Source organism: Pseudomonas asturiensis, assembly GCF_900143095.1.
GTDB classification, from domain to species: domain Bacteria; phylum Pseudomonadota; class Gammaproteobacteria; order Pseudomonadales; family Pseudomonadaceae; genus Aquipseudomonas; species Aquipseudomonas asturiensis.
In genome coordinates this window covers 18,526-45,000 of record NZ_FRDA01000027.1, presented here as the reverse complement: position 1 = coordinate 45,000, position 26,475 = coordinate 18,526, and the positions used below count along the sequence as shown (strand labels likewise).

The window sequence follows — 26,475 nt, the reverse complement described above, 5'->3', positions numbered from 1 at the left end:
GGGGTTTTGTCTATCTGGCGTTCCCAAAAGGCGCGTCGCCCTCGCCAGCTATCTCTGCGTTCAACGTGTGTATAGCATTCCGGTGCGCTTGCCCTCTGCCACGCACAGATCTGTAACGCCCATGGTACGCAGCCCACAAAAAAGGCCGCATCTGCATGCGGCCTTCTCATCACAACTCCTCAGGCTTACGAAGCCAGCTCTGAAGCCTCAGCCTTCACTACGTCACGACGCTGAATGTACTTCCAGTCAGCTTCATCGATATAGATGCCGTTAGGCCCGCTGCCGCCTTCCAGGTCGATGGCGACATGGGCGGAGACTTGCGGCTTCACGCTCGCCAGGATCGGCACAAAGCCCAGTTGCAAGCTGGTTTCCAGCAATGCTGCCTGGTTCTTTTCGTCGATGTCTGCAGCTTCATCCAGGTAGTAAGGCAAGCGCACTCGACCCGCCTGGTCGCGATCCATCAAGTGCAGCAACAGGTACATGTTGGTCAGTGCCTTGATGGTCATGGTGGTGCCGTTGGAGGCAGCGCCGTCGATATCGGTGTGGATAACCGGCTGGCCGTTGACCTTGGTGATCTCGAAAGCCAGTTCGAACAGGTCTTTCAGGCCCAACTGGTTATGGTTTGCCGCCACCAGCCTTGCCAGATACTCCTTGGCTTCTTCGTTCTTGTTGTCCTGTTCAGCACTCTGGCTCAGGTCGAAAACCGACAGTGTCTCGCCTTCTTCGTACTGACCCGCGCTGTGGATAATCTGATCAATGTGCTTGAGCGCCTCCTTGTTAGGTGCCAGCACGATACGGAAGCTCGACAGGTTGGACACCTGACGCTTGTTGATCTCGCGGTTGAACAGGGCGAGCTGATGTTCGAGGCTGTCATAGTCGCTGCGAATGTTGCGCAAGGTACGCGCGATATCAGTGACTGCCGCGCGACGTGCCTTGCCCAGTGTCAGCGCTTCATCGGTGCGGTGTGCGTACGCATTGATCAGCAACTGCAGGCGACGCTCCATGTCGTCTTCACTGTCGAACTTCGCCACTCCCTTGAGGCGAACCTGTGCGTACAGCGCTTCAATCTGACCATCGCTGCGCAGCAAACCTTGCCAACTGTCCTGATAGTCGTTGAGCAACGGCAGAAGGTTGTCCATGGAGTCGTCTATCGGGTCCATGAATGGCGTGCCGAACGGCAGGTCCGCCGGCAACAACTGTCGACGGCGCAAGGCGTCGTCCAGCGTGCGTTGCTTGGATTCCAGATCGCCGATCTGTCGTGCGACCAATTGCAGCTTGGCCGACAGTTGCTGGACGCGCTCGGTGAATGCATCGCTTGAACGTTTCAGTTCATCCTGCGCCGCTTCCATCTGCGCCAGATCTTCAAGCTTGGAAGACTCTTCTGCGCTCAAGGTCTGGCAACGACGGAAGTCTTCCAGTGCTTTCTGGGCATCCAGCACTTGCTGATACAGCGCTTCGGTTTGCGTCTTGCTGGCCGAGCGGTCTGCCGCCACAGCCTGCTGAGTCTTGAGTTGCTTCAGTTCTTTTTCCAGCCGCTCTTTCTGATCACGCAGCGCGGCACGATCGGCCAAAGCCTGCAGTGCGGGAGGTTCGATGCTTGACAGGTTGATCGTCAACCCAGGCACCGCGAACTGATCACCCTTGAAGCCATCCAGAATGGTTTCCAGCGATTTGACCCACGCATCGCCGTCATCCAGTGCAATGCCCTGGTCGCCCAGCGGCAGGCTGAACAGCGAGCTGTTGAACAGGCGCATCAGGCGTTCGACATCCGGCTGCGAGAACTCTTCCCGCAAGCGCGCATAGCTGTTGTTGTCTGCGTGATCGAGTTGCTGTTTGACCGATTTGAGGCGCTTCTCCAGATCGCGCAGTCGTTCATCAAGGTCCTCGGCGCTGAACTGCCGAGACTGTGCCAGCGCACCGGCCAGTTCATCGTGAGCATCCTTGGCAGCCAGCAATTGCTGCTCCAGGACTTTGACGTCGTCGACCAGGGCAAAGCGGTTTTTCAGTACCGAAAGCTCACCGAGCCAACGCTGAAGGCTGCTGATTTCGCGTTCCAGACGCATCAGCTCCTGGGTGCTGCTGCGCTGGTCGTTCTGCATTGCATCCTGCTGAGCGCGATAGTGCTCAGCCTGGATGACCAGTTCTTCCTTGCGGGCCCCGGAATAGTCCGACCAGGTGCCCAGCAGCGAGTCCAGCACGGGTGACAGGCGATGCAGTTTGCCGCGCAACAGGTCGCGTTGCTTGACGCCGGCAGCCAGTGCCTCGACCAACGGTCCGGCCAGCACCAGCGAGTTGTAGTCCTGTTCCATGCGGCGCACATCGCGAAAGGCTTCTTCACACGCGGCAATGTAATCGACGCTACCGGAGCGCAGGCTGTGCTCGAACGCATCGAGAAACAGCTGCTTGAGTTTGGCGGCGGTGATCTCGCGCATGTGCAACAGGTTGATGAACAGTGCACGGAAGGTCTTGAGGCTCTGCTCGCTGGTCGAGCGCAGCGGAATCAGCGTCAGGTCCAGCGGAATCGAGGTGTGGCCGCCGACCAGCAGGCGACGCAGTTCGTCTGGCTTGAGTTCGTAGGCTTTGAGGCCCTTGCTTTCCAGATTGCTGAACAGCTCTTTTTGACGCAGGCAGGTGTCATCTTTCTGGTAATGCCCCAGGTCCAGCTCGCCAGCGTAGGCGAAGAACTGGTGCCCGAAGCCGCCGCCCGGGCCGCGTCCGACCACGCCTATGACGTGCGGGCCGTGAGGCAGGGAAACCTCGACCAGGATGTAGCTGGTGTCCGAGGCAAAGTAAAAACGCCGGGATTGCTCCAGGCTGTATTTGCCGAAGCTCATGTCTGACATGCGCGCCAGAATCGGGAATTGCAGCGCGTTGATCGAGGCGCTTTTGCCGAGGTTGTTCGCGCCGTACACCGACAGCGGATTCTCCAGCGGGAACAGACCCAGGCTGTAGCCTGCGGTATTCAACAGGGCGAAACGGCGAATGCCAAAGCGTTCCTGGCTCATGCGTCCAACTCCTGTTCATCGGCAATGGCACGAGCCAGAGCTTCTTCTTCGGTTTCTTCGCTGAATTCAGCCAGGTCCAGTGGATCGTCGGTTTCCAGCAGCTTTTCATCGCTGTCGTCATCGATGAGCACGGGCGTCGGCAAGGGCAGGGCGCTGTGCAGGCTTGCTGCCAGATCGCGGTCCTGCTGCACTGACAGGCACACGTCGAGAAAACGGTGCATGGGCGGCAAGAAGCGATAGGTGCCGACTTCTTCGCTGGCAAAACCCAGTTGGGTCATGCGGCGCATGATTTTCTCTTCCAGTTCTTCCTGGGTCTGGACCTCGGCCTGCAGAAACAGGTCGCGGTATTTCTCCAGCATGGAGGGCAGCTCATCGCGCCCCAGACTGCCGCCGTCCAGCACCGCCATCGGGTCGCGACCCTGATCGGCCAGGTGCTCGACCAGAATGAAGGTGAACAGTGCCAGGCGCTGCGCAGTCTTGTTGACTTGTGCGGCAGCCAGGTCTGGCACGAAGTAATAGAAGCCGCGGGTATCACACACCAGCTCAAAGCCCAGTGCTTTGAACAGCGTGCGGTACTGGTCCTGAAAATTGGAGAGCTGAGCGTACAGTTCCGGGTCGCGGCGGCTGACGTGGTAGCCCTTGAACAGCTCGCGAAAGATCGGGGCGAGCTGGGACATTTCGGATAGATCAAGATGCATGAACAGTGCTCTCGGAATTCTCTGGCTGCTTGTCTTCACCAGCAAGCAGGGCAAAGGAGCGCAGGCTGACGCGGTGCTCCCGTGTGTAGTAGTCGCGGCGTTCCAGGCGTTCGCGCTCGAAGCGCTTGTCGCGGGACAGGCGCGAAAACCAGTACAGCAATTCTTCTGTTTCGCCGTTCGGTTCCTGCTCCAGCAGCCAGGTCATCAGGTCCGGCATTGGTAGAGCGCTTTCACAGCGCTCAAGCATTTCCTTGACCGTACGTGGCGCGCGCGGTGGTTCTCCCTTGCGCGTGCTGCTGGCCTTGGGAAAGCGTGCAGGCTTGGGTTCGAAGCGTGCCAGGGCGTACACATACGCTTCAACCTGGCTGGCGCTGCCCAGAAAGGTGCTTTGCGGGCGGGTGAACATCGGCATCGCCGCCTGCGGCACCGCATCGAGCCCCTTGCGGCGGATGGCCGACAACGCCAGCGCAGCGCCTCGGGTGACCGCGTTGTGGCGGCGTGCTTCTTCACGCAACGGCAGCAGCAATTCACGGGCATGGCGCAAGGTGAGCTGGGCGCTGGTCTGCATTTCCAGGATGCGCGCGTGGGTGCGCAGCAGCATGTCGTCATCGACCAGATGACCCAGGCGTTGCTGTTCGGTCAGCAGACGTAGCAGAACGTTCTCGACCTTACGCACGCCTTGCTCGAACGCACCGTCGGCGTTGACCAGTTGAATCATCGGCTCGACGTATTCATCCCACGTGGCCAGCACTTCTGCGTAGCGTTGGCGTAGCGGGATCTGTCGGTCGCTGGTCTTGGCGCGATCCGCTACGGCGACCAGTGCCTGCTCGTCATTGGCGAGCTTTTTCAGCACGTCCCGTACGCGCATGTCCAGCAGCCGCAGTTGCCGGGCCAGGTCGTTGGCATCGCGGATATCGAAAGCGTCCTGGATATAACCGGCCAGGCGCTCCAGATGGCGCAGATAGGCTTCGATCTCAAGGCACAGGCCCAGACGGTGTTCGCGGCGCAGGTACGACAGAAAGTCGTGAATCTGCGCGTTGAGTTCGAAGCGGTTCGGGCTTTTGGCGACAGGCACCAGAATGTCCAGACGAATCCACACGTCCAGCAGGTTGGTGATGTCTTGCGGGGTGCTGTCCTGTTGTTGAGCGGCAAGCTGCAGGCGCAGCTCGCTCAGGCTCAGGGTGCCCTGGTCGAAGTGTTCGCATAAGGGCTCGAGTAGCGCCCAATGCTCGGCAAGGGCGCGCAAGACGCGCTTGGGTTCGATCATGGAGAGGCCGACTGTTGGCAAATGAAAGGCGGCGATTGTACTGCATCATTCGCCCAAGATTTCACCGCCGGACGATATGCTGCAGCACTAACGGGCGAACAACGCTAGAATTGCGCGCCTAACTTATCCACAGGTGGCCGACCCTTGCTCAATGAGTCCCGTCGCCGCGCCTATCTGACCGCCATGCAGGTGGTCAACTGGCTGCCGCGCACTGAACTGCCGTTCGCTGCACCGTCCCGTCCGGAACTGCTCGCGCCGTTGCCGCCGCCGGTCGAGATGCCGAGTGCCGTACCAGCGGTTTCTTCGCCTGAGCCGGTGGTCGCGGATAACGTCGTACCGATGCAACGGCCGCCTGAGCGCCCCAGGATCGAAGTACCACGGCCATCTCTGGCCAGTACCCGAACCGTCGCGGCAGCTGCTGAGGAGGCCGAACCCGCGCCGCCCAAGGCAGTGGTGATCCCGCCGCCGCGCTTTGCTCTGCAATTGCTGCGTGCCGGACGTTGCTTGCTGCTGGTTGAGTTATCCACTGGCCAACCGTTCCAGAGTCGCGACCCATCGTATCTGTTGCTCAAGGACATGCTGCGTGCCGCCGGTTTGCCAGACAGCCCGCAGATCATCGGCGAGCCTGTGCGTTGGCCGTTGCTGGTTCGCGGCCAGATGGATCAGGGCCCGGAAGCAGCACGTGATTTCTTGCAGGGTTTCGTAGGGGCCAGGCTTGAGGATGAGCCGTGCGCCTGTCTGTGGCTGGTCGGTCTGCCTGCCGTGAAATTCGCTGGCGAAGCCGATGCCGAATCCTACAATCGCGAGCTTCAGGTGGAGGGCCTTGGTACTGCCTGGGCGCTGCCGGGGCTGGAATTACTGATGGACGAGCCTGAACGCAAGGCCGATGTCTGGACAGCCATGCGTCGGCTGATGACGCGCTGGAAAACAATTGATGAGTGATGCAATAAGCTTCCGCCCCATGACCGAGGCCGATCTGGATGCGGTGCTGAAGATCGAATACGCAGCCTTCAGCCATCCCTGGACCCGTGGCATTTTTCTGGACGGGCTCAAGACGTACGAAATCTGGCTGATGTTCGAAGGCGCTCAGCAGGTGGGGCATGGTGTGGTTCAAGTCATCATCGACGAGGCACACTTGCTCAACATCACGGTGAAACCCGAGAGTCAGGGCCGTGGCCTGGGGCTTCTGCTGCTGGACTACCTGATGAAGCGTGCCTACGAGCTCAATGCCCGTGAGTGCTTCCTCGAGCTGCGCGACAGCAACCGCCCGGCCTATCGTCTGTATGAAAACTACGGTTTCAACGAGATAGGCCGGCGGCGCGATTATTACCCGGCAGTGGGCGGTCGCGAAGACGCTGTGGTCATGGCCTGCACCCTGCTGGAATAAACCGGGTAATAACAGGCTTCAGCGCCCGGCCTTGCCGTCCAGCGGGTCGACGATAGCCATTTCTTCCTCATCCAGCCCATCACCTCCACCGATATCGTCTTCATCGACGACCGTCAGGTCCAGGTCCGCAGGGCTGTTTTCTCCGCGTTCATTAGCCGAACGCGCACCGTCTTCGTGAATCAATGTTTCCGGGGACAGGTCGTCGTCGGTTGGCTGATGGTCTGGCGTGGATGCCCCTGTCATCCCCGCCTGGCGTACGCGCTCATCCGGAATTTCATGTTGCAGCTCGTCTTCGGGAATAAGATCACCGATACGGGCGGTTTCTTCATCTTTGAAGTTCAGCTCTTCCATCGAGCCCATGCGGTCTTCGTTGTCGTCGATGGGCTCCGGTTGGGTGGCATCGAATGGACGGCGTGAATCGTTCATGACAAATCCTCTTTAGCAGGTGGTCTTGTTAGGTGGACCGGTCGCACCTTTGAAGATTCCTTTTTTTGTCATGCAAGGTGATTGCAAGTAGTGGCACAAAGACGTGACTCCCGGTGCCGAAGGCCAGTCCAACGCTGAGCACCATAAACGAGGCATCAAAGCATGAACGATCTACAAGATTTGATTGATAACAATGCACGTTGGGCCGAGGCGATCAAACAGGAGGATCCTGATTTCTTCGCCAAGCTGGCTCGCCAGCAGACCCCGGAGTTTCTGTGGATTGGTTGCTCGGATGCACGCGTTCCCGCCAACGAGATTGTCGGCATGTTGCCTGGCGATCTGTTCGTACACCGCAATGTCGCCAACGTTGTGCTGCACACGGACCTGAACTGCCTGTCAGTGATTCAGTACGCCGTTGACGTTTTGAAGGTCAAACACATTCTGGTGACCGGTCACTATGGCTGTGGCGGCGTTCGCGCCTCCATGCAGGACCGCCAGTTCGGCCTGATCGACGGCTGGCTGCGCTCGATTCGTGACCTGTATTACGAGAATCGCAACGTGCTGGCGCAACTGCCTACTGAAGAAGAGCGTGTCGATCGCATGTGCGAGCTGAACGTGATTCAACAGGTCGCCAACGTTGCCCACACCAGCATCGTGCAGAACGCTTGGCATCGTGGTCAGAGTCTCTCGGTGCATGGCTGCATCTATGGCATCAAGGATGGCCGCTGGAAGAGTCTGGACACCACCATCAGCGGCTTCGAGCAGTTGCCGCCTCAGTATCGCCTGCGTCCGCAGGACTGATCGAACGTCCGTATCCGGCGCTGTGCTGCCTCCAGGGCACACAGCGCCGGGTGCTTACAGGACAAATCGTTGCACCATCAGGTTCAGATCCGTCGCCAGCATCGACAATGCGTTACTGGCGACTGTGGTCTGCTGCGCACCGGATGCGGTTTGCGTGGACAGGTCACGAATGCTGCTCAGGTTGCGGTCCACTTCACCCGCCACTTGCGCCTGCTGTTCTGCGGCACTGGCGATCAGCAGGTTGCGGTCGTTGATGGTGCCGGTCGAGCTGATGATCACGTTAAGTGCCTCGCCGGTCGCAGCGGCCTGTTCAAGGGTCAGGCTGGCTTGCGAAGCTGTGTTCCGCAGTGAGCTGGCGGTTTGCTGGGTGCTTTGCTGCACGCCACTGATCAAACCTTCGATCTCCGTGGTCGAGGCACTGGTGCGCTGCGCCAGTGAGCGAACTTCATCAGCGACCACCGCGAACCCGCGCCCGGCTTCACCGGCACGTGCCGCTTCGATGGCGGCGTTGAGCGCCAGCAGGTTGGTCTGGTTGGCGATGGCACGAATCACATCAAGAATGCTGCTGATGCTCTGAGTGCGCTCGGCCAGCCCTTCGGCTTGATGCGAAGAGTCCAGCACGTTCTCGGTCAATTCCTTGATTGAGCTGATGGTTGCCGACAGTTTGACCTGACCCTGCGCTGCCGCCTGAGTGGACGCTTCGGATTCGCTCACTGTGTTGCTGGCATTGCCCGCCACTTCGACGGCGGCCTGACTCATCTGGTTGACGGCCACTGCGGCCTGTTCGATCTCGTTGTTCTGCAATTTGAGATTGAGGGCGCTGGCTTCGGCGATGCTGCCCATTTCCTGAACCGCCTGGGACAACTGCGTGGCGGCCGCATAGATCTGATCGATGGTGCCATGCAGGTTGGTGCGCATACGCCCCAGTGTGGTCAGCAGCAGCGCGGTTTCGTCCTTGCCTTCCGGGATATCGTGTTGGGTGAGGTCGCCGTCGGCAATGGTACTGGCGATGTGCAGGGCGTGGCGAACCGGGTGGATGATGCTCACGCTCAGGCGCCAGGCCAGCAGCAGGGTCAATGCCAGCGCGGCTGCAATGGCACTCAGCGCAATGATGCGTGTCTGCTCGAAACTCACGCTTGCGGCGTCTACGGCGGCAGCGGCACTTTGCTTATTGAGTTCGCGCAGCAATTGCACCTGCATGTCCATCAGGTCGCCCTGCATCGCCAGCATGGTATTGGCCAGCATGCGTGCTTCATTCAGCTTGTTTTGTTCGATCAGGGCAATCTGGTCCTGCAACCCCGGCATGAAGGCCTTATAGGCGTCCTGCAGGGCGATGATCGAATCATGTTCGGTGCCTGTGGTGACACGCGTCAGGTAATCGGCGAAGCCTTTTTCGACTTCGTTCTTGAGCTGCTCGACGTTGATCTTGCTGTTGATGACTGCGCCCGGATCGTCGGCATTGGCAATCAGGCGGGTTGTCTCGCTGCGCAATTTCACCAGACCGATAGCGATAGCATCGGCCATGGCAATACTGGGCAACGCGCCGCTCTCCACGGCTTCGCCCTGATTGCGGATCGACTGCATCTGCAGCAGGCAGAAAGCGCCCAGCGCGACCATCAGCAATGATGTGATACCGAAGCAGATGACCAGACGTGGCGTGATTTTGAAGCGACGCAGCACTGTCGTCCCGGACTGTCGGCGCAAGAAACGAGGCAGGAATTTTTTCACGGCACATGACCTTAATAAGCGGACCCTTTCGGAGAGCCGTTTATAAGGCATCTGTATGATGTCTTTGTGACATCTTTTGCGCGTGTCGCCTGGATGTCCGAAAGGGCCGGATCCTGGGGTGTCAGTCGTCTGAAACGCCTATTTCTTCCATCAATTCGTCCAGGCAGCGCTTGAGTCGCTCATGCCTGACTGTTGCCAGAGCGGCGCCCGTAGCGGTTTGAAATCCGTCGGCCAGATGCAGCAGTTTGGTGTGAAAGTGATCGACCGCAAACTGCTGGTCGTCATAGGGGCGCTGTGTGGCTTGGGGATCTGCCGGGTCGTACAGATGGCGACCCATGCGTCCGGACACGTAAAACACCCGCGCTACGCCGACCATGCCCAGCGCATCGAGGCGGTCGGCGTCCTGCAGGATTCTGGCCTCAAGCGTCAGCGGCGTGATCTGCGCAGAAAAGCTGTGGGCCTCAATGGCATGGGCGACCGAGGCAATGCTGAGTTCGTCCCAGCCCATTTCAGTCAACACGTCGGTTGCCCTGGCTGCCGCGAGTCGCGATGCGCTGGCGCGAAAGGGCGAGTTCTTTTCAACGGCGACACAGTCATGCAGCAACGTGGCCGCCAATAGCAGGCGCGCGTCACCGCCCTCATGGTTGCGGATGGCACAGACATTCTTCCAGACGCGGAGCAGGTGCGCGATATCGTGTGAACCGTCGACCTTCTCAGTGTGCGTATGCGGGATCAGCACGCGAGCCAGGTCTTCGAACGGGGTGAAACGGTCGGCAATCATCTACGTCTCCCGATGTGTGTGCGCTGACCGAAGCATTGCAGAAACCTGATCGGGATAACAGCGCACTGCCGGAAACAATACGGCACCGCGCAGTCCGATTTGCCATGCGACAGCTGACGGGCTCATTGCTTTGTTCTAACCTGCTGCCCGCGTCGATCCGACGTTTTGCAGGGGAGGTTCAAACATGGCGTTTACCTTACGGTTGGCAATGATCTGCGGATGGGCTCTGTGTGTGTTGACGCTGCCTTACGCTTGGGCGGATGAAGAGTGCGTGTCTTATGCGCCGGACGCCTGGACGTTGCGCGGCAAGCTTGAGCGACATGTCTTCCCTGGCGCCCCCGGTTTCGAAGACCTTGCCACCGGTGACGAGCCCGAGGTGGGGTTTTACCTGGCGCTGGAATCACCGCTGTGTGTGACGGGCAACGACAATGAGGAAGCGCTGGCGCTGGACGAAAACGTGCGCCTGGTTCAGCTGGTGCTCAATCAGCAGGGTTACAACGAGCTGCGGCCTTATCTGAATCAGATCGTCACACTGAGCGGCACGTTTTTCAGTGCAATCTCAGGTCATCACCACAGCCCGGTTCTGATGCAACAGGTGGCGTTCGTCGAAGGCACGCCAGCCCCGCCGGTGGACTGTGGCCTGTTGGAAAAGAACACGGCCCAGGATAACGGCGGTTATCGTCCGGTCCTTCAAGGGATCGTGACCGGCACCGAGAAGGTCTGGTTCCACGAAGCCCCTGGCCGAGCCTGTTCGGCACAAAGGGCGTCGGTGGGCGTAGGCGATTCGCTGACGGTTTCAAGCGTGACCGACGATGGCTGGGTGTATGCCTCTCATATGGAAAAGGATGGCACGCTGGTCTCCGGCTGGCTGGATCAGGGACAAGTTGTACTCAACGCGTGCCCGTCCTGCACGCAGCCTCAGGAAGCGGTCGCCCCGGATGTGACCGACTATCTGGGTTTTGTCACCACCTGCACCGACGATCCGACCTTCGCCGGGTGCAACGAGCTGGAACTGATGTGGCATCAATTGCAGGAAAAGTATCGCAACAACCAGCCGATGCTGGCGTTGCTGGGTGAAACCTGGCCGCACCTGTGAAGGGCGGGGCGTTAAAACGCGACCTCGCCCCCTGAAAGTGTAAAAGCCCTTTATAATCCATGGTTTTTACCCCATGCGAGAACCCCTGTGAGCTTACCGTCCTGCCCGAAATGCAATTCCGAATACACCTACGAAGACGGCTCTTTGCTGATCTGCCCGGAATGCGCCCATGAGTGGTCCGCTGACGGTGGCAGCAGCGATGCCGCTGACGACGTGAAAGTCATCAAGGATTCCACCGGAAACGTGTTGCAGGACGGCGATACCATCACTGTGATCAAGGACCTCAAGGTCAAGGGTTCTTCGCTGGTGGTCAAGGTCGGCACCAAGGTGAAGAACATTCGTCTGGTCGATGGCGATCACGACATCGACTGCAAGATCGATGGCATCGGTGCCATGAAGCTCAAGTCCGAGTTTGTCCGCAAGGTTTGATTCCACGCATCGCACGCTTTAGCCTGAACGCCCCGTCGGTCCTGTGACCGGCGGGGCCTTTTCTTTTCTATAGCAGGGTCCGCTCATGCCGAAAACTCCCGCACCCTATCTCAAGCCGGATGAGTGCGTCGTGCTGTTCGACGGCGTTTGCAAGCTGTGTAACGGCGTCGTGAAGTTTCTGATTCGCCACGACCCTGAGCGGCGACTGCGACTGGCGGCGGTGCAGTCCGAAGAGGGCCAGACATTGCTGAGGTGGGCGGGGCTGCCGCTGGATGAGTTTCACACCATCGCGGTGATCCAGAACGGTCGGGTGTACCTGCGCTCCGACGGCTTTCTGCACATCATGCGTTTACTGCCTGCGCCGTGGCCGCTGCTGAGTGTGCTGCGGGTGTTTCCGCGTTTCCTGCGCGACTGGGCCTACAACCGCATCGCGTTGAACCGGTATCGCCTGTTTGGCCGATACGATCAGTGCCTGCTGCCATCGCCCGATCATGAGACGCGCTTTCTCGGCTCGTCTTCGTCAGAGCGTGGATAAGGCGACTCTTGCATGACCGGCGGTCACTTGCCGCACGTGTGTTTCATGGATGTGTTGTGATCCACTGCATCGGGCCGTAGAATTCCACTCATTCAGTTACACCTCCCATATCGACAATAATCCACTTCGCACGCTGCGCTCGGTCTTCATCATTGAGCGGGGCGTTTTCGCGTTGGTTTTTTCGTTGGGAATGTCGTCATGTGTCCGGGGCGTGCGGTCTTGCGGCATACGAGCGCTGTGAAAGGCGGCTTACGGATGATGGCGCGGGTTTGATACGCGGCAACCCCCGGTTTTGTAAACAGGCCATACGTGATGCACATGTGTGGCGGTAGGCCTTCGGGTCGCAACCCACTTCGAGCGTTGTATATTTTTGATGACGACACCTCCGAATGCACATGCCGGCAGCTGGCTTGGCGTACTCGCTCTGGCCCTCGCGGCCTTTATTTTCAATACCACCGAATTCGTGCCGATCGGCTTGCTGAGCAACATCGGCAAAAGTTTTGACATGACCACGGCGCAGGTCGGCCTGATGCTGACGATCTATGCCTGGGTCGTTTCGCTGATGTCGCTGCCGATGATGCTGATGACGCGCAACATCGAGCGGCGCAAATTGCTGATCGTGGTGTTTGGTGTGTTCGTGGTCAGCCACATTGTTTCGGCAATGGCGACCAGCTTTACGGTGCTGTTGATCAGCCGGGTCGGCATTGCGTTTGCGCATGCGGTGTTCTGGTCGGTCACGGCATCGCTGGCCGTGCGTATCGCACCGCCCGGCAAGCAGGTTCAGGCGCTGGGATTGCTGGCCACCGGCACGTCGCTGGCCATGGTCTTGGGCATTCCGTTGGGTCGGGTGCTGGGCGAAGCGCTGGGCTGGCGCACAACTTTCATGGGAATCGCAGGTGTCGCCGCCTTGGTCGTGGTGCTGTTGACCCGCTCACTGCCACTTCTGCCCAGCCAGAACTCAGGCTCACTGAGAAGCCTGCCGATGCTGTTCAAGCGCCCGAAACTGATGGCGGTCTATCTGCTGACGGTGCTGGTCGTCACCGCTCACTTCACGGCCTACAGCTATATCGAGCCGTTTACGGAGACCGTTGCGCACCTGAGCGGCGAAGTCACCACCATCCTGCTGCTGGTCTTCGGTGGCGCGGGCGTCATGGGGTCGATCGTGTTCAGCCTGTTCAGTGACCGTTTTCCCAATGGCCTGTTGATCACAGCCATTGGCACCATTGCGCTGTGTCTGCTGATGCTGCTGCCGTTGTCCGGTGATGCTGTGACGCTGGGCACGCTGACCGTGGTGTGGGGCATGGCGATTATGAGCTTCGGCTTGCTGTTGCAGGCCCGCGTGCTGTCGCTGGCACCGGATGCCACGGACGTGGCAATGGCGCTGTTCTCGGGGATTTTCAATATCGGGATCGGCGGCGGGGCGCTGCTCGGCAGTGTGGTGAGCAGTCAGTTGGGCGTATCGGACGTCGGTATTGTCGGTGGCCTGCTGGCCCTGGGCGGGTTGGCGCTGTGCTGCTTTACCACGTATCACTTCGGCAAGTCGGCAGATGCTGCCGAGCTTCAGGCCGAACGCAAGTTCTGATCAGGGCATTGACTCGCTGACCGGCCTGGCCGGTCAGCGAACTCGTCAGGTCAGGCCTTGAGACGGCCCAGCCATTCCAGCGACGTTCTCCAGATACAGATCCCCAGAAAATACGCCGACATCGCCAACCACAACCCCATGACGACCGGGCCGTTGTGCGGATGGTTGATGATCAGCAGTGCGCTGGACAGCAACCAGACCGCTGTGACCGCAATGTTGATCGGCATGAAGCGACGTACCCGGAACGGGTGCAGGAACTTCATGCGGGTCAGGGTCAGCAGCGCCAGAGCGATGATGGTGATGAACGTCATCCACGGGCTTGGCGAGAGAATGTAGAGGCACAGTACGACAACGTTCCAGGCAGCGGGGAAGCCCTGGAAGTAATTGTCCTTGCTCTTCATGTCGACGTTGCAGAAGCAGAACAGCGACGACACCAGAATCACCGACACGCTCAGCAGCAGCGTGTAATCAGGCACCGGAATGTATCGGTAGAGGAACAGTGCGGGAATGAACACATAGGTCAGGTAGTCAATGACCAGGTCCAGCACCGAGCCGTCGAAGTGCGGCAGCACCGAGGTGGTGTTGACTTTGCGGGCCAGCGAACCGTCCACCCCATCCACGATCAGGGCAGCGCCAAGCCACAACAGGCAGGCTTTGGGTTCATTGTTGAACAAGGCAATCGTCGCCAGGAACGCAAGGACCACGCCAGTGGCGGTGAAGCCATGCGCGCCCCAGGCGTTGAGTCTGGCTATGCGTTGATTGGTTATCACGGGGCGCTCTCCAGGAAATAATGCTTGTCAGGGTTTGCCGTAAACCTGACCGGTAGCAACTATCGACCCGGCAACCGGCGATAAGGTTCAGCGGTGACTATCGCTCGTTTCCCTGTCGTTTTCCAGAAAACGGCGATCCGAGCCTGACCGCTCGTCTCTGTATTCTTCCGGTTCGACGAAGCGGGTAGGTGGCGCGCCATTGGCATTGAGCTGGTTGATCAGCGTTGGCTGGCCTTTGTCGTTGAACAAAACCTGACCCACACCCGCCGAATTCCACAGCCGTTCGCCAGCTTTGCTGTGTTCTGGCGTCCGTGGGATCACCTTCATCAGGCGTCGTTTGGTGAACCAGTTCAGCGGCGAACGCGGTGAGTATAACCACCGATTCAACCGATCAAAAGTGTCCAGCAGACGTCGAGGGAATTCATTCTTGATTCCACTGCTGGTGATTTGCCAGATACGGGGCCCGCCACTGCGATGGCGAATCAGGATTTCATAGACGAACGAGTAGTGAACATCGCCCGACAGGATCACGTAATTGCCCGGCGTTCTGGAGTGCCGGAAGATGTTCAGAATGACCTGGGCGGCACCGCGATGGGCCATCCAGTTTTCCGCATCGACCAGCAACGGGTAGCCGCACCAGCTGAAAATGCGCTGGATGGCCTCGATCAGCTTGACCCCGAAGATCGGCGCAGGTGAAACGATGATCGCTGATTTGTGATCGATCAGTTCCTGCTGCAATTCGCACAGCGCTTCCCAGTCCATCAGGCCGGACGGGTGATTGAAGTTCGATTCACTGCGCCAGCGACGCGTGCGCGTGTCCAGCACCACCAGCGCGGGGTGGGTCGGCAGCACGTAGTGCCATTGCTGGAATTTCAGCAGTTGATCAATCAGCGCGTCCTGAGTCTTGCTGCCCAACTGATTGTTGCCGCTGAGCGCTTCCCCGCTCAGCATACGGGCTTGCCCGATGAGTTCGTTCAGCGCATCCGGGTTGTTGCCCCAGCCCTGACACAGCAGGTAGGCGATCAGAGCGTTGCCGATGATGCGTTTCGAAAAGGGGTGACCATAAGCGGTCTCCTCCCAGTTCGCCGACAGGTTCCAGTCGTCCGTGATGTCGTGGTCATCGAAGATCATCATGCACGGCAGGTGAGCCATGGCGCGCGCGACGTCACCCAGACCGTCACGGAAGTCGTCGATGACCACCTGCTCCCTGGCATAGCGCTCGCGCTCTTCGGGGTCGAGTTCCGGCATGTCCGGTTTGACAAGGGACCAAGGGGTCGGCGACCAGACCAACAGGTACATGGCCATGACCTCTGCCAGCGTCACCAGATGGTTATCGGCGGTCGCGCTGGTGAACACCGGCTTGCTGGTGCCGCCGAAGAAACGCTCGCGCAGCGTATCGTTGCTTTTCAAGGCGGGCAGCAGGTCGGCGCGCTGGTAATAGCTGGCCGGGTGGTCATACAGGCTTTGGCTGTCGTCGACCACGGCGCCTTCAAGCGTCTCGTCGAACAACCCCAGGCGGTCGATCAGCAGATGAATCTCGCGCAGCATCGGGCCTGCAACGTCGTCCGAGTAAACCTGATCGCCACTCATCATCAGCAGCGCGGGGCGCTGCAATGGATCGGTGGCCTCCGCCAAGAGGCGGTCAACGCACAGCAACCCTTCCGCCGAGCCGTGATGAGGCTTGCGACACGAGCCGTGGAGCATGTGGTCGATAGTGCTGCGCACCACGAAGTTGGGGTAGCTCGCGCCGCTGTACAGCAGGTGAGGTGCCCAGTCGGCAATGCCGGTCTGCTCGTCGTCGATGCGCAGATCGTAGTCGATCAGGCAGTCCCGGGGCAGCTCACGGTCCAGATGCACATCAATCAAATGGATGAATGCACGCTGGCCGATGGCAATGACCTGGCATTGCGGGTCATCAAGCGGGTAGTCCGCGAACGCCGTATCAGTCTGTTCGACAGCCCGCAGGCGCAACGTCAGGGGCAGCGGGCGTGAGCCCACGAGCCATAAAACCAGACGATTGGTTTCCTGGCGGCGCAGCACGGGACCGGCAAGAACGACAGGTAACGAAGCAGGCTGTGTTGCGGGCGAGGGGTGCATCCTGGTTTGAGGCTCTGGCTGATTAGTGACTGGAAATAGTAACGCAGCGCAGCTGGAAAGTTCCTGTTACACAAAAGCGCATTGCTCTCAGCATGTTTCAAAGTCTCGCAAAGGCAGGGCTTTCGGTAAGAAAAGTCCGACGTCATCCAGGAAAGTGTCGTTCGCACACTGTAGTCGTTTCGCGCGTTGCCGATAGACCTTTTACATGGAGCTTCACGTCGATGCATGCACGCGTCTGAAATGGAGTCTCACCCAGCTGTTTTGACTAAGGGTTCTGTCATGAACTGGTTTTACAACGCCAAGCTGTCCACCAAACTCTTCACCTCGTTTGCGATCTGTGCACTCATCACCCTTGTGGTAGGCCTGATCGGTAGCCAAGGCATCGGTGACCTTTCCAGTAGCCTCAAACTCGCGTTTTCCAACAACCTGGTCTCGGTCGCCAAAACCAGCGAGACCAAGGCCAACGCCATTGCCCAGAACCGTGACGTGTACCGTCTGCTGTCGGCAGTAGCAGCCAACGCGCCGCAGAGCGCCAAGGACGAGATCATCGCCAGCCAGCGTGACAACCGTGCTCAGGCTGAAAAGGCCTACGCCACTTACCGCGCCACGCCGCTTGAGGATGACGAGCGCGCTGCTGGCGATCTGATGGACAAGGACTGGGCTGCTTACCAGGCATCAATTGATCGGGCCATCAGCGTGGCAATGTCCGGCGACGTCGGAACGGCCAGGTCCCTGGTCGACGGCGAAGTGCGCGACCTTTATCGCAAGATCATGAACGAGCTCAACATCATGGTGGACTCCAACGCGCGTCAGACCGCTGAGGGCGCCGTCGCTGCTGGCAAGACCGAGTCTGCCGCCAAGCTCAACCTGTACATCGGCATCGGCGTCGCGTTTCTCGCAGCATTCCTGCTGGGGATGTTCATCAGCCGCGTGATCAGCCGCCCGATTGCCTCCGCGCTGGTCAATGCGCAGCGTATTGCTGGCGGCGACCTGACCCAGCCGATTGTCAGCACGCATCGCGATGAAGCCGGGCTGATGCTGTCTGCGCTGGGGGATATGCAGAGCAGCCTCAAGGGCACCATCGGGCAGATATCCAGCGCCGCTGACCAGCTCGCATCGGCCGCCGAGGAGCTGAATGCGGTGACAGAGGAAAGCAGTCGTGGTCTGACGCGTCAGAATGACGAGATCCAGTTGGCCGCCACTGCCGTCACGGAAATGACTGCCGCCGTTGAAGAGGTAGCACGCAACGCCATGTCGACCTCCGATGCCTCGAAGCTGACCAGTACCGAGGCCGCCAACGGTCGTGACCAGGCGCGTGAAGCGGTGAACGCCATCAATACAGTGAGCAGCGAGATCAGCAGTTCCACCGCGATGGTGGAAGAGCTGGCAGGACGTGTTCGCGAAATCGGGCAGGTGCTGGACGTGATTCGCGGCATTGCCGAACAGACCAACCTGCTGGCGCTCAACGCAGCCATTGAAGCGGCCCGTGCAGGCGAGCAAGGCCGGGGCTTTGCGGTCGTGGCTGATGAAGTGCGTGCCTTGGCCGCGCGTACCCAGGCATCCACTGGCGAAATCGAGGCGATGATCGGCAGCGTCCAGAGCAGCGCTGACCAGGCGGTTCGCGCCATGGGCAACAGCCGCACACTGGCCAGCAACACGCAGTCGCTGGCACAAGCCACGGGGCAATCGCTGGAACGCATTGCCCAGAGCATCTCGGAAATCAACGACCGAAACATGTTGATTGCGACGGCGTCGGAAGAGCAGTCCCACGTGGCTCGCGAAGTGGATCGCAACCTGATCAACATTCAGGACCTTTCCACTCAAACCGCCGCTGGCGCCAACCAGACCAGCGCGTCGAGTCAGGAACTGTCGCGTCTGGCTATTTCATTCAACAATCTTGTGGGCAAATTCAAGGTCTGATGGTTGAGCGAGCGCCGCGCTTCCCGGAGAGCGCGGCGTTTACGAATGACGCATTCGGTCAGAGGCTCAGGCGCTTCTGAAAAAAGAAGCGCGTGTGGCCAGGTGGGTAATCGTCTATCTGGCCGAATTCGGTGTAGCCGTGGCGTCGATAGAAGTCCGGTGCCTGAAAGTCGAACGTGTCCAGCCAGACTCCGACGCAACCTTTTTCGATGGCCAGTTCCTCGGCCATCTGCATCAGACGGCTGCCCGTGCCTTGTCCTCGGGTTTGCTCAGGCACCACCAGTAGCTCGATGAACAGCCAGCGATAAAGAACCCGTGCATGCAGGCCGCCGATGATGTCTCCTGTCTGGTCATCACGCACCAGCAGCGCGATTTTTTCTGACAGGCCATCTCCGGCCTGCTCGGCGTTATAGCGCCTCAGAGGCTCCAGAATCGCCAGGCGATCGTCTTCGCAGGGGTCGGTCTTGACTTCGATGTGCACGCTCATACGGTGGCTCCCAGCCATGGATTGCAACCCGGGAGAGTAGAGCGCTATGCAAACAGGGTAAAGTCCAGGCGCCGCACACGAGCCTGACAGCGTCGCGTCAGGCCATGCGGACGCAGTTGCGTCCCGCGTGCTTGGCCGCGTAAAGCGCGATATCAGCGGCGTTGATCAACTGATCGGCAGTGGCGCCGGGTGCGGTTGCCGCAGCGACGCCCAGGCTGATGGTGACCACTGCGCCGTCACCTTGCGCCGGATGGGGCAGTTTGAGCTTGGCCAGTGCGGCTTTCAGGGTATCGGCAAGATCCCTGGCCTGAGCCGCGTCCGTGTTGACCATCAGAATCAGAATCTCCTCGCCGCCGTAGCGAAACGCCACGGCGCCCTTTTCCTGCGCATTCTGCTGAATCACCTGGCTCATCAGCTTCAGGCAGCTGTCGCCCTGAGGATGACCGTAGTTGTCGTTGTAGGATTTGAAATGGTCAATGTCCAGCAGGATGAACGCGACCTTCGTTGGCGTCTCACGCGCTCGCTCCCAGATGGAGGTCACCAATTCGTCCAGATAGCGGCGATTGAATAGTCGGGTCAGGGCATCGGTGCGCGCAACTTCCATCAGTTGCACGTGCAGCAGCCGGCCGCGCAGCGCGAACAGATAGCTCAGCCGGGCACCTCGCTCGAGAAAGTAGGACGCCATCAACAGCAGGGCCACGGTACAGAAGAAGAGCAATGCATTGGCCTGCCAGGTCATGGCATCAGGGAAGGCTGCGAGGTGGGTGATGACGAGCAGGATGGTGAGCATGCACGGCATTGCAACGGCGGCGTAGCGAAACGGCAGTTGCTGGATCATCGTGCAGTACACCATGACCAGCAGCATGCCTAACTGGTAATGGAGTTTATAGGGGGTGTCGCTGTACAACATGACCACCAGCGGCATCAGTGACGACAGTACCGTGCCGATCGCCGCAGTCGTCTCCATGGCCCGTCTGGACTTCATGCGCTGAATCAGTAGCAGCATGACGATAAACATCGGGGTGACCACGCACAGCCTGCCTACCGCCGCATAGACGAAGACGTCACGCAGCATCAGCCAGTCGCTGATCAGGTAAAGGTTGTAGACCACCGCACCGACGATGCCGACAGCGGTGATGAAGCGACGTCGCTGTTGCTGCGTATCCGCCTCATACCGTTGCTCGAGCGCCGGGCTGAACCTCAACCTGCTCACCCCTGAGGCAATCGTTCGCTCTACTTCGGCAAGCGTCTGCGAGTCTTCAAGGCCTGGACGGTCGAGGGCGGGAGTGAGCATGCGGCACCGGGTCATAACAACGAGTCTTTTACGACAGCGTAGACGATGTCTTAGTGCCATCATACGACGTATGCTTTTTCAACTGCCGATATTTTTACGGCTAGGCGCTGCCCGTTTTTTTGGCTGGTTCAGGTGAAAACGTTGGGCAGATGCCGGGCCCGTCGCTCAGCCGTTACCCACGTTGAAAATGGCTACTTTTTGGGTCAGGTGGTCGGCGAGCAATTCCAGCGCTTTGCTGGCGCCTGCGATCTGGAGCGATCCCGTTGCCGACCTGACTGTCGAGTCGTGAATGCGCCCGATGTTTTTGGCAACATCTTCGGCAACGGCGCTTTGCTGGACGGCGGCGCTGGCAATCTGGGCGTTCATCTGATTGATGGCGCTCACTTCCTGACTGATTTTCGACAGCGCACTCTGGGCGTTGCGGGTCTGTGTGACTGTCCGGGTGACCAGGTCGCAACAATTGCGCATGGTCTGTGCCGCAGCCTCGGTTCCGCTTTGCAGGTTGCCGATCATTTCACGAATTTCCTGGGTCGACTGCTGAGTACGGTTGGCCAGCGAACGTACCTCATCGGCCACCACGGCAAACCCTCGCCCGTACTCGCCTGCACGAGCCGCTTCGATGGCTGCGTTCAACGCCAGCAGATTGGTTTGTGATGCAATGGAGTTGATGACTTCAATGACGGTCTCGATGCTTTCGCTGTGCCTGGACACCTCTTCGACAGTGACCGTGGTCTGTCCCAGCGCAGTTGCCAACGCTTCGATGGCTTGCGTGGTATCGGCCACAAGGCGGTTGCCGCTCTCGACCTCACTGTCCGCCTCGCGGGTGGCCGTTGCTGCTCTGGAGGCATAGTCGGAAACCTCGCTCACCGTTGCCGCCATCTGCTTGATGGCAATCGCAACCTGCTCGGCCTCGCGGGTCTGAAGGCTGATGTGGTCATTGTTGAGTGCGGAGGTCGCCGAAAGCTGGCTGGAGGACTGATTGACCTCGTGCGCGGACAGGCGCACCTGAGTGATGGTGTCGGCGAGTCGGCCAAGTGTGGTGTTCAGCACACCCATCACGCTATCGGGGTAGTGTGTGACGATGGTCTGCCGCAGGTCGCCGGCGGCCAGCCGCCGGATCGCTTCGGCGACTTCGACAGGTTCGGCGCCCAGTGTGGATTTCACGAAGCGAACGATAAAGAACGCCAGCACGATGCTCAGCAGCAAGGCCGCACCGGTGGCCAGCAGCATCAGTCCGGAAAACCGGCCAGCGGTTGTCTGCACCTCATTGAGCTGAGCCTTGATGGTGGCTTCTTCGTAATCGATCAGTGCGTTGATGCGCTTCAACCATTCGCTGTAATCGCCTGACGTGCGACTGAGCAGCAGGGCCTGTGCTCCCGCAATGTCACCGGCGCGACGCAGGTCTATCACAGCCTTGGTCGAGGCCAGCGTCTTCACTTCCGTGTCCTTGATCGCGCGCAGCAGGTCCTTCTCTTCACGTGTCACCCCGGACGAACTGATCAGCATGTCCATGGGTTGCGCCGAATCGGCGTAGGCTTTTTCCAGGCTCGTGACCTCAGCCAGATGGACGGCCAGGTCCTGATCGTTGTTCACCAGCACGGCATCGCGTATGGCGATGGCCCGATTGTGTACGCTGCCCCGAAAGTTGATGGCGTAGCGCTGGACCTTGGCTGCGTTGTCATTGACGTCCTGCAGTGTGGCGTCCATCACGCCGACGCGCTGGATACCCACGGCCGTGATCAGGACAAGCAGCGATACGATCGCGGCGAAGCCGAGACCGATGCGGGTAGCGAGGCGGACTGGTTTTTTCATGGGATGGTCTCGGAGTACCGGGGTCTAGCGATGATGTCATTGCGTCATCATCCTGAGATTCGAGACCATACGTCAGAGGTGACAGCGGGCCTAATTAATAATATGTAACCTTAGTGATAGATAAGAACAATCATGAGCTTGTTCTTAATAGGATTGGGTAGGCAACTCTTGTAGTTACCCGCCAGGGTTTCGAACGTCGAACATCTGCCTGGCTATTTGGCGTGGTAGTCGTCTATTCTGGATAAAGCTCTGGATGAAGCGATTTAGTCAGCGGAGGATGCACGATGTATTCAAAGCCCGATCTTCAACGAATTCTTGAAACAGCTTTTTCGCCTTCGCGGTGCGAATGCGTCATGGCGGCGAACGACACCTTTTCCGTCAAGCTTCTCAACCCCGAATCAGGCGACCTGCAGCTTTATGTCACGGGGATGCCACTGTCCGAGCTTTCGACCAGCAGGTCCATCGCACGGCTGGTGCTCTCATTGAAAGAGCAGAGAGACCTCATGGGGCAGATGGAATTGTCCATGAAGCGCCTGGGATAGGCGGGCGGAAAAGTCCGGCACTCTCCTGAACCCGTCTACTTCCGAACACTCATCGACGGCCTTGTTGCCTCGGTAGAACGGGTCATAAGTGTGAGCGTCCTGCCGATACACGCGACAGCCCTAGTCTAGATAGGTCCAGCTATCGGCACCGTCGAAATGACGTATGGGCGTCATCCCGATCAGTTCCCGATCGAAATTATTGATATTCACGCCAACCCCGACACCTGGTTCAGGCAGGATGGCTTCCCAGTGCGTGACACATCCACAATTGTTGCAACGGATTGTCCTCAATGTTTTCTCGCCCCAAACGTACGATGAGGTTTTTTCAGGGTGCCCTTCGAACGTGACTGCACCGGCTTCGTACTGAGCCCAGAGCGCCCCGAGTCTCAGGCATATCGAGCAATTACACTGGATCGCATGATCCGGCAAATGCGGAATGAACACCCGTACGTTTCCGCAATGACAAGAGCCTGCTAATAGTCGATTTTTGGCGTTGGTTTGCATGTCGATTCCGTGGCCGATTTTATGCCGGGTGCCCAGCTTTCATTGCCACTGACTACCCATTTGAGTTCGAGTTGACCCGTTGTGTGCATCGGATTTGACCACCGCTATGGTGATGCTTGATACACGATTTTCTGAGAGACTGAAATTCGACCATTGCGAAAAGAGAGTAGCGCTTCAGCATCTCTTTCCCTCCTTCAATTTGAACCATGCCGCTGAACAGTATTCTGTGGCCGTTGGGAGATCCGTTTGCTTAATGTTCCCAAGGATCTGATCGGTGACGATCGCCTGTCTCATGTGCTGAATGCCAGTGAGAGGCTGACCAGTGCAGCCTCGGTGGACGAGGTCGTCGCTGTGTTGAGGGACACGGCGCGCGCTGCGGTGGGCGCGGAGGGCATTGCGGTTGTCATCGAAAATAAAGGCCGCTGTTCTTATGTCGCCGAAGATGCAGTGTCTCCCCTTTGGCAAGGTCAGAGCTTCCCGATCGACCACTGCATTTCTGGTTGGGCGATTCGCCACGGTGAGACGGTTGCGATCCGTGATGTTTGGCTCGATCCACGTATCCCGCAGAACGCTTACACGCCGACTTTTGTCCGAAGCCTCGTGATGGTGCCCATTGGTAGACCTGTTCCGATCTCGGCGCTGGGCGCTTACTGGTCGGACGTTCGCGATCATGATCCCGATACGATCAAACGGTTGGAAAGTCTGGCGCGACTGGCAACGATCGCTATCGAGAATGCGCGTCTGACCCAGGCACGCAATCACGAGGCAGCATTAGCGGCCACTCAGAACCGGATCCTGGAGCTGGCTGTAGAAGTAATAACCCTGAACGCTACTCTGGATGCAATCGTCCGTGAGGTGGAAGCGCTGTCAATATCAGGATTCGTGGGGAGCATCTTGCTTCTGGATGAGGACGGGGAACACGTGGAGCACTGCGCCGGCCCGAGTCTGCCTGACGCTTACACTGACGCTGTCAAAGCCATTGCTGTCGCCCCGTTCCTGGGCTACCAGACCGCATTAACGGCAGTGGCCGACATCATGATCGACCCACGCTGGAGCGAGTTCCGCGACCTGGCCGCCGGACATGAGCTGCTCGTCTGCTGGTCAATCCCTATCCGCTCGGCGCAGGGCGCGCTGCTGGGTGCTTTCGTCCTGTACCACCGTGAGCTGCGTGAGCCTTTGCCGGCGGACACTGAGATCATCGACTTCGTAGCTCATACGGTCGGGCTGATCGTTCACCGTGCACGAACGGATTCCGCGATCCGTATCAGCGAGTCGAGGTTGCGACTTGCCGTTGACCACGCCGATGTGGGTTTCTGGGACGTGGACCTGGTTCACAACACGCTGGTCTGGCCTTCACAAACCAAAGCGATGTTCGGCATCTCGGCTAACGTGACGGTCACGCTGCAGGACTTCTATGATGGTTTGCATCCCGAGGATCGTGACGCGACGATCCATGCCTTCCTGGCGGCCGCCGATCCAAAGCGTCGCGCGCTCTATGAGGTCGACTACCGCACGATTGGCCGAGAGGACGGTATCGTTCGCTGGATCGCGGCCAAGGGGCGCGGGGTGTTCGATGCGGCTGGTAACTGTGTGCGCGTCACCGGCACGGCAATCGAAATCACAGCGCGCAAGGCTGCCGAGGAGAAGCTGAGGGAGCTCAATGACACACTTGAGGGCCGAATTCTCCAGGCCATCGCCGAGCGCGAGGAGGTTCAGAAGACGCTGCGCCAGAGCCAGAAGATGGAAGCGATGGGGCAGCTTACCGGCGGCGTCGCCCATGACTTCAATAACTTGCTCACGCCCATCGTTGGCACGCTTGATCTGCTCCTGCGACGTGGCGTGGGTGGCGAACGAGAGCAACGTCTCATCTCGGGCGCGATGCAATCGGCGGAGCGTGCCAAGACGCTAGTACAGAGACTGCTTGCTTTCGCGCGCCGTCAGCCGTTGCAGACGGTTCCAGTTGATGTGGCGAGGTTGCTCAGCGATATGGGCGATCTGGTGGCCAGCACGACAGGGCCCAAGATAAAGGTGGTCGTCGATGCTCCAGAGAATCTACCCGCCGCCATTGCCGATCAAAACCAGCTTGAGATGGCTCTTCTCAACCTCTCAGTGAACGCACGTGACGCGATGACTGGGGGCGGCACCTTGCGTATTTCTGCCCGCACGGCGCTGGTCGGCGATGGGCATCGTTCGAAGCTGCCGAAAGGCGAATACCTCTGTTTAACTGTCGCAGACACGGGCACTGGCATGGACGCTGCCACGCTTAGCCGAGCGGTGGAGCCATTCTTCTCCACCAAGGGTGTCGGCAAAGGGACTGGCCTGGGTCTATCGATGGTGCACGGGCTGGCATCACAGTTGAACGGTGCTCTCACGATTCAGAGTTCGCCAGATTCCGGGACGAACGTGGAGTTGTGGTTGCCGCGCAGCATGACGGTGCCGACATCGGCTCTGCGCATTGCCGAGGTGTCAGAGCCGCCATCGACGCGCGGGATCGTGCTGTTGGTCGACGATGAGGAGCTGGTACGGGCAAGCACCTCTTACATGCTGGACGAGCTGGGTTACCGCGTGATCGAGGCCGGGTCAGGCGAAGAAGCCATTCAACTGATGGCCAACGGGCGGGTATTTGATCTGCTGATCACGGATCACCTCATGCCGGGCATCAACGGAACCGATCTGGCCCGGATGGTCCGCTCCTCAAGGCCTGGAGCCGGGATCCTGCTGGTCTCCGGGTATGCCGAACGTGAGGTCCTTGACCCGGATCTTCCGCGGCTCACCAAGCCGTTTCGCAAAAGCGAACTTGCAGCAAGCCTCGCCGCACTTCACGGCAAGTACGCGAACCTTGCGCCAGAGGCGTAGGGCGTAGGGCGTAGGGCGTAGGGCGTAGGGCTTAGTAGGGCCTGGTACCCCAACCTGAGTGCGCGAAGTCGTGCGCAAAATCTGCCTGTCCGTGTAGACGCCAACGGCTTGTATCCCTTCCGTTCAATTTCTTGCGAAAGATAGACGCTGGGATACACGGTGGGGAGGTAGAGGTAGAGAAAAGGCTTACAGCCAGAAACAAGAAAGCCCGCACGAGGCGGGCTTCTTGAGGTGGTTTAGAGACTGCTGTAGACGTCTGTAAACCGGTACTTGGTGGCTACACAGGGACTTGAACCCCGGACCCCAGCATTATGAATGCTATGCTCTAACCAACTGAGCTATGTAGCCAAGTGGCGCGCATTATTCGCGCAGAACGCATATGTGTCAAGCGTCGATGTGAAAAATAATTGCGTGTGATCAACCGGTTAGCCAGTGACCCGCTTTCGAGGCCGCTTTTT

The 26,475-nt window shown here is 59.1% G+C and carries 22 protein-coding genes, 1 tRNA gene and 3 pseudogenes; 11 read left to right on the top strand and 15 right to left on the bottom strand.

Annotated elements, in window-relative coordinates; translation table 11 throughout:
* Positions 1-185: 185 nt before the first annotated feature.
* The 3 genes from mksF to mksB are packed head-to-tail and all read right to left on the bottom strand — an operon-like array spanning position 186 to position 4,970.
* Entirely contained in the window at positions 186-3,005 is a 2,820-nt protein-coding gene (gene mksF / locus BUB69_RS27470; protein ID WP_073173215.1) for an Mks condensin complex protein MksF, read from the bottom strand.
* The gene (gene mksE / locus BUB69_RS27465) at positions 3,002-3,703 is read right to left on the bottom strand and encodes an Mks condensin complex protein MksE (RefSeq protein ID WP_073173212.1); all 702 of its coding nucleotides are present in this window, start codon (positions 3,701-3,703) and stop codon (positions 3,002-3,004) included. Before mksE ends, mksF begins: the two co-directional genes overlap by 4 nt.
* Complete coding sequence (gene mksB, locus BUB69_RS27460) at positions 3,693-4,970, bottom strand: Mks condensin complex protein MksB (protein WP_073173209.1); 1,278 nt, start codon at positions 4,968-4,970, stop codon at positions 3,693-3,695. Before mksB ends, mksE begins: the two co-directional genes overlap by 11 nt.
* 144 nt (positions 4,971-5,114) lie before the next feature.
* Between mksB and BUB69_RS27455 the strand changes: the two genes are divergently transcribed.
* Positions 5,115-5,912: an energy transducer TonB gene (locus BUB69_RS27455; RefSeq protein ID WP_073173205.1), complete on the top strand. Its 798-nt coding sequence runs from the start codon at positions 5,115-5,117 to the stop codon at positions 5,910-5,912.
* Positions 5,905-6,357 carry a ribosomal protein S18-alanine N-acetyltransferase gene (gene rimI / locus BUB69_RS27450; RefSeq protein WP_073173202.1) on the top strand — a complete coding sequence of 151 codons (453 nt, stop codon included), beginning with the start codon at positions 5,905-5,907 and terminating at the stop codon, positions 6,355-6,357. Before BUB69_RS27455 ends, rimI begins: the two co-directional genes overlap by 8 nt.
* An 18-nt stretch (positions 6,358-6,375) precedes the next feature.
* Here rimI and BUB69_RS27445 read toward each other — a convergent pair whose 3' ends face one another.
* Complete coding sequence (locus tag BUB69_RS27445; protein WP_024685762.1) at positions 6,376-6,783, bottom strand: hypothetical protein; 408 nt, start codon at positions 6,781-6,783, stop codon at positions 6,376-6,378.
* Positions 6,784-6,945: 162 nt separating this feature from the next.
* Between BUB69_RS27445 and can the strand changes: the two genes are divergently transcribed.
* Complete coding sequence (gene can / locus BUB69_RS27440; RefSeq protein WP_073173199.1) at positions 6,946-7,584, top strand: carbonate dehydratase; 639 nt, start codon at positions 6,946-6,948, stop codon at positions 7,582-7,584.
* Between the two features lie 54 nt (positions 7,585-7,638).
* On the opposite strand, the gene BUB69_RS29810 is transcribed toward can, so the two are convergent.
* From BUB69_RS29810 to BUB69_RS27430, 3 genes and pseudogenes are all read right to left on the bottom strand, one after another.
* On the bottom strand, positions 7,639-8,427 hold the full coding sequence (locus BUB69_RS29810) for a methyl-accepting chemotaxis protein (protein ID WP_425439415.1): 789 nt from the start codon (positions 8,425-8,427) through the stop codon (positions 7,639-7,641).
* 69 nt (positions 8,428-8,496) lie between these two features.
* Positions 8,497-9,363: pseudogene (locus tag BUB69_RS29805) on the bottom strand (MCP four helix bundle domain-containing protein); the annotation flags it as partial.
* A gap of 70 nt (positions 9,364-9,433) precedes the next feature.
* Entirely contained in the window at positions 9,434-10,093 is a 660-nt protein-coding gene (locus tag BUB69_RS27430; RefSeq protein ID WP_073173191.1) for an HD domain-containing protein, read from the bottom strand.
* A 184-nt stretch (positions 10,094-10,277) separates the two neighbouring features.
* On the opposite strand from BUB69_RS27430, the gene BUB69_RS27425 reads away from it, so the two are divergent.
* The 4 genes from BUB69_RS27425 (at position 10,278) to BUB69_RS27410 (ending at position 13,735) form a co-directional block, all read left to right on the top strand.
* On the top strand, positions 10,278-11,189 hold the full coding sequence (locus BUB69_RS27425; RefSeq protein ID WP_084537215.1) for a DUF4431 domain-containing protein: 912 nt from the start codon (positions 10,278-10,280) through the stop codon (positions 11,187-11,189).
* An 87-nt stretch (positions 11,190-11,276) separates the two neighbouring features.
* Positions 11,277-11,618 carry a zinc ribbon domain-containing protein YjdM gene (locus BUB69_RS27420; RefSeq protein ID WP_024686074.1) on the top strand — a complete coding sequence of 114 codons (342 nt, stop codon included), beginning with the start codon at positions 11,277-11,279 and terminating at the stop codon, positions 11,616-11,618.
* Positions 11,619-11,703: 85 nt separating this feature from the next.
* A complete protein-coding gene (locus BUB69_RS27415) occupies positions 11,704-12,153 on the top strand; it encodes a thiol-disulfide oxidoreductase DCC family protein (RefSeq protein ID WP_073173186.1) in 450 nt (149 codons plus the stop codon).
* Between the two features lie 370 nt (positions 12,154-12,523).
* Positions 12,524-13,735, top strand: a complete 1,212-nt coding sequence (locus tag BUB69_RS27410) for a sugar transporter (protein ID WP_073173183.1) — start codon at positions 12,524-12,526, stop codon at positions 13,733-13,735.
* A 50-nt stretch (positions 13,736-13,785) separates the two neighbouring features.
* On the opposite strand, the gene pcsA is transcribed toward BUB69_RS27410, so the two are convergent.
* Together pcsA and BUB69_RS27400 are read right to left on the bottom strand one after the other, a co-directional pair.
* Entirely contained in the window at positions 13,786-14,505 is a 720-nt protein-coding gene (gene pcsA / locus BUB69_RS27405) for a phosphatidylcholine synthase (protein ID WP_004879872.1), read from the bottom strand.
* An 87-nt stretch (positions 14,506-14,592) separates the two neighbouring features.
* Positions 14,593-16,602 carry an alkaline phosphatase D family protein gene (locus BUB69_RS27400; RefSeq protein ID WP_073173180.1) on the bottom strand — a complete coding sequence of 670 codons (2,010 nt, stop codon included), beginning with the start codon at positions 16,600-16,602 and terminating at the stop codon, positions 14,593-14,595.
* A gap of 225 nt (positions 16,603-16,827) precedes the next feature.
* Here BUB69_RS27400 and BUB69_RS29800 point away from each other — a divergent pair.
* Together BUB69_RS29800 and BUB69_RS29795 are read left to right on the top strand one after the other, a co-directional pair.
* Positions 16,828-17,664, top strand: a pseudogene (locus BUB69_RS29800) (MCP four helix bundle domain-containing protein); the annotation flags it as partial.
* The gene (locus BUB69_RS29795) at positions 17,638-18,522 is read left to right on the top strand and encodes a methyl-accepting chemotaxis protein (protein WP_425439414.1); all 885 of its coding nucleotides are present in this window, start codon (positions 17,638-17,640) and stop codon (positions 18,520-18,522) included. The pseudogene BUB69_RS29800 and the gene BUB69_RS29795, both read left to right, overlap by 27 nt.
* A 58-nt stretch (positions 18,523-18,580) precedes the next feature.
* Here the strand turns inward: BUB69_RS29795 and BUB69_RS27390 are convergent, their stop codons facing one another.
* The 4 genes and pseudogenes from BUB69_RS27390 to BUB69_RS29785 form a co-directional block, all read right to left on the bottom strand.
* Complete coding sequence (locus tag BUB69_RS27390; RefSeq protein ID WP_073173173.1) at positions 18,581-19,009, bottom strand: GNAT family N-acetyltransferase; 429 nt, start codon at positions 19,007-19,009, stop codon at positions 18,581-18,583.
* Positions 19,010-19,106: 97 nt separating this feature from the next.
* The gene (locus BUB69_RS27385; RefSeq protein ID WP_073173170.1) at positions 19,107-20,303 is read right to left on the bottom strand and encodes a GGDEF domain-containing protein; all 1,197 of its coding nucleotides are present in this window, start codon (positions 20,301-20,303) and stop codon (positions 19,107-19,109) included.
* Between the two features lie 165 nt (positions 20,304-20,468).
* Entirely contained in the window at positions 20,469-21,182 is a 714-nt protein-coding gene (locus tag BUB69_RS29790; protein WP_425439413.1) for a methyl-accepting chemotaxis protein, read from the bottom strand.
* A gap of 420 nt (positions 21,183-21,602) precedes the next feature.
* A pseudogene (locus BUB69_RS29785) lies at positions 21,603-22,115 on the bottom strand (MCP four helix bundle domain-containing protein); the annotation flags it as partial.
* 284 nt (positions 22,116-22,399) lie between these two features.
* On the opposite strand from BUB69_RS29785, the gene BUB69_RS27375 reads away from it, so the two are divergent.
* A complete protein-coding gene (locus BUB69_RS27375; RefSeq protein ID WP_073173163.1) occupies positions 22,400-22,657 on the top strand; it encodes a DUF1652 domain-containing protein in 258 nt (85 codons plus the stop codon).
* 120 nt (positions 22,658-22,777) lie between these two features.
* Here the strand turns inward: BUB69_RS27375 and BUB69_RS27370 are convergent, their stop codons facing one another.
* A complete protein-coding gene (locus BUB69_RS27370; RefSeq protein WP_073173160.1) occupies positions 22,778-23,161 on the bottom strand; it encodes a GFA family protein in 384 nt (127 codons plus the stop codon).
* 351 nt (positions 23,162-23,512) lie between these two features.
* Here BUB69_RS27370 and BUB69_RS27360 point away from each other — a divergent pair, with 351 nt between their 5' ends.
* Positions 23,513-26,017, top strand: coding sequence for a GAF domain-containing hybrid sensor histidine kinase/response regulator (locus BUB69_RS27360; RefSeq protein ID WP_342744078.1), 2,505 nt, complete (start codon positions 23,513-23,515; stop codon positions 26,015-26,017).
* 271 nt (positions 26,018-26,288) lie between these two features.
* Here the strand turns inward: BUB69_RS27360 and BUB69_RS27355 are convergent.
* Positions 26,289-26,365: transfer RNA gene (locus BUB69_RS27355), tRNA-Met, on the bottom strand.
* Positions 26,366-26,475: the final 110 nt, after the last annotated feature.

What these genes read in the sequence shown, in the direction of transcription:
- BUB69_RS29810 (WP_425439415.1), bottom strand. Translation starts at nt 8,427, where the DNA reads ATGGGCAGCATCGCCGAAGCCAGCGCCCTCAATCTCAAATTGCAGAAC.
- BUB69_RS29790 (WP_425439413.1), bottom strand. Translation starts at nt 21,182, where the DNA reads ATGGCGGCAACGGTGAGCGAGGTTTCCGACTATGCCTCCAGAGCAGCA.
- BUB69_RS27400 (WP_073173180.1), bottom strand. Translation starts at nt 16,602, where the DNA reads ATGCACCCCTCGCCCGCAACACAGCCTGCTTCGTTACCTGTCGTTCTT.
- mksF (WP_073173215.1), bottom strand. Translation starts at nt 3,005, where the DNA reads ATGAGCCAGGAACGCTTTGGCATTCGCCGTTTCGCCCTGTTGAATACC.
- BUB69_RS29795 (WP_425439414.1), top strand. Translation starts at nt 17,638, where the DNA reads ATGCTGTCTGCGCTGGGGGATATGCAGAGCAGCCTCAAGGGCACCATC.
- mksB (WP_073173209.1), bottom strand. Translation starts at nt 4,970, where the DNA reads ATGATCGAACCCAAGCGCGTCTTGCGCGCCCTTGCCGAGCATTGGGCG.
- BUB69_RS27445 (WP_024685762.1), bottom strand. Translation starts at nt 6,783, where the DNA reads ATGAACGATTCACGCCGTCCATTCGATGCCACCCAACCGGAGCCCATC.
- rimI (WP_073173202.1), top strand. Translation starts at nt 5,905, where the DNA reads ATGAGTGATGCAATAAGCTTCCGCCCCATGACCGAGGCCGATCTGGAT.
- BUB69_RS27370 (WP_073173160.1), bottom strand. Translation starts at nt 23,161, where the DNA reads ATGCAAACCAACGCCAAAAATCGACTATTAGCAGGCTCTTGTCATTGC.
- BUB69_RS27385 (WP_073173170.1), bottom strand. Translation starts at nt 20,303, where the DNA reads ATGCTCACTCCCGCCCTCGACCGTCCAGGCCTTGAAGACTCGCAGACG.
- BUB69_RS27415 (WP_073173186.1), top strand. Translation starts at nt 11,704, where the DNA reads ATGCCGAAAACTCCCGCACCCTATCTCAAGCCGGATGAGTGCGTCGTG.
- BUB69_RS27430 (WP_073173191.1), bottom strand. Translation starts at nt 10,093, where the DNA reads ATGATTGCCGACCGTTTCACCCCGTTCGAAGACCTGGCTCGCGTGCTG.
- BUB69_RS27375 (WP_073173163.1), top strand. Translation starts at nt 22,400, where the DNA reads ATGTATTCAAAGCCCGATCTTCAACGAATTCTTGAAACAGCTTTTTCG.
- BUB69_RS27390 (WP_073173173.1), bottom strand. Translation starts at nt 19,009, where the DNA reads ATGAGCGTGCACATCGAAGTCAAGACCGACCCCTGCGAAGACGATCGC.
- can (WP_073173199.1), top strand. Translation starts at nt 6,946, where the DNA reads ATGAACGATCTACAAGATTTGATTGATAACAATGCACGTTGGGCCGAG.
- mksE (WP_073173212.1), bottom strand. Translation starts at nt 3,703, where the DNA reads ATGCATCTTGATCTATCCGAAATGTCCCAGCTCGCCCCGATCTTTCGC.
- BUB69_RS27425 (WP_084537215.1), top strand. Translation starts at nt 10,278, where the DNA reads ATGGCGTTTACCTTACGGTTGGCAATGATCTGCGGATGGGCTCTGTGT.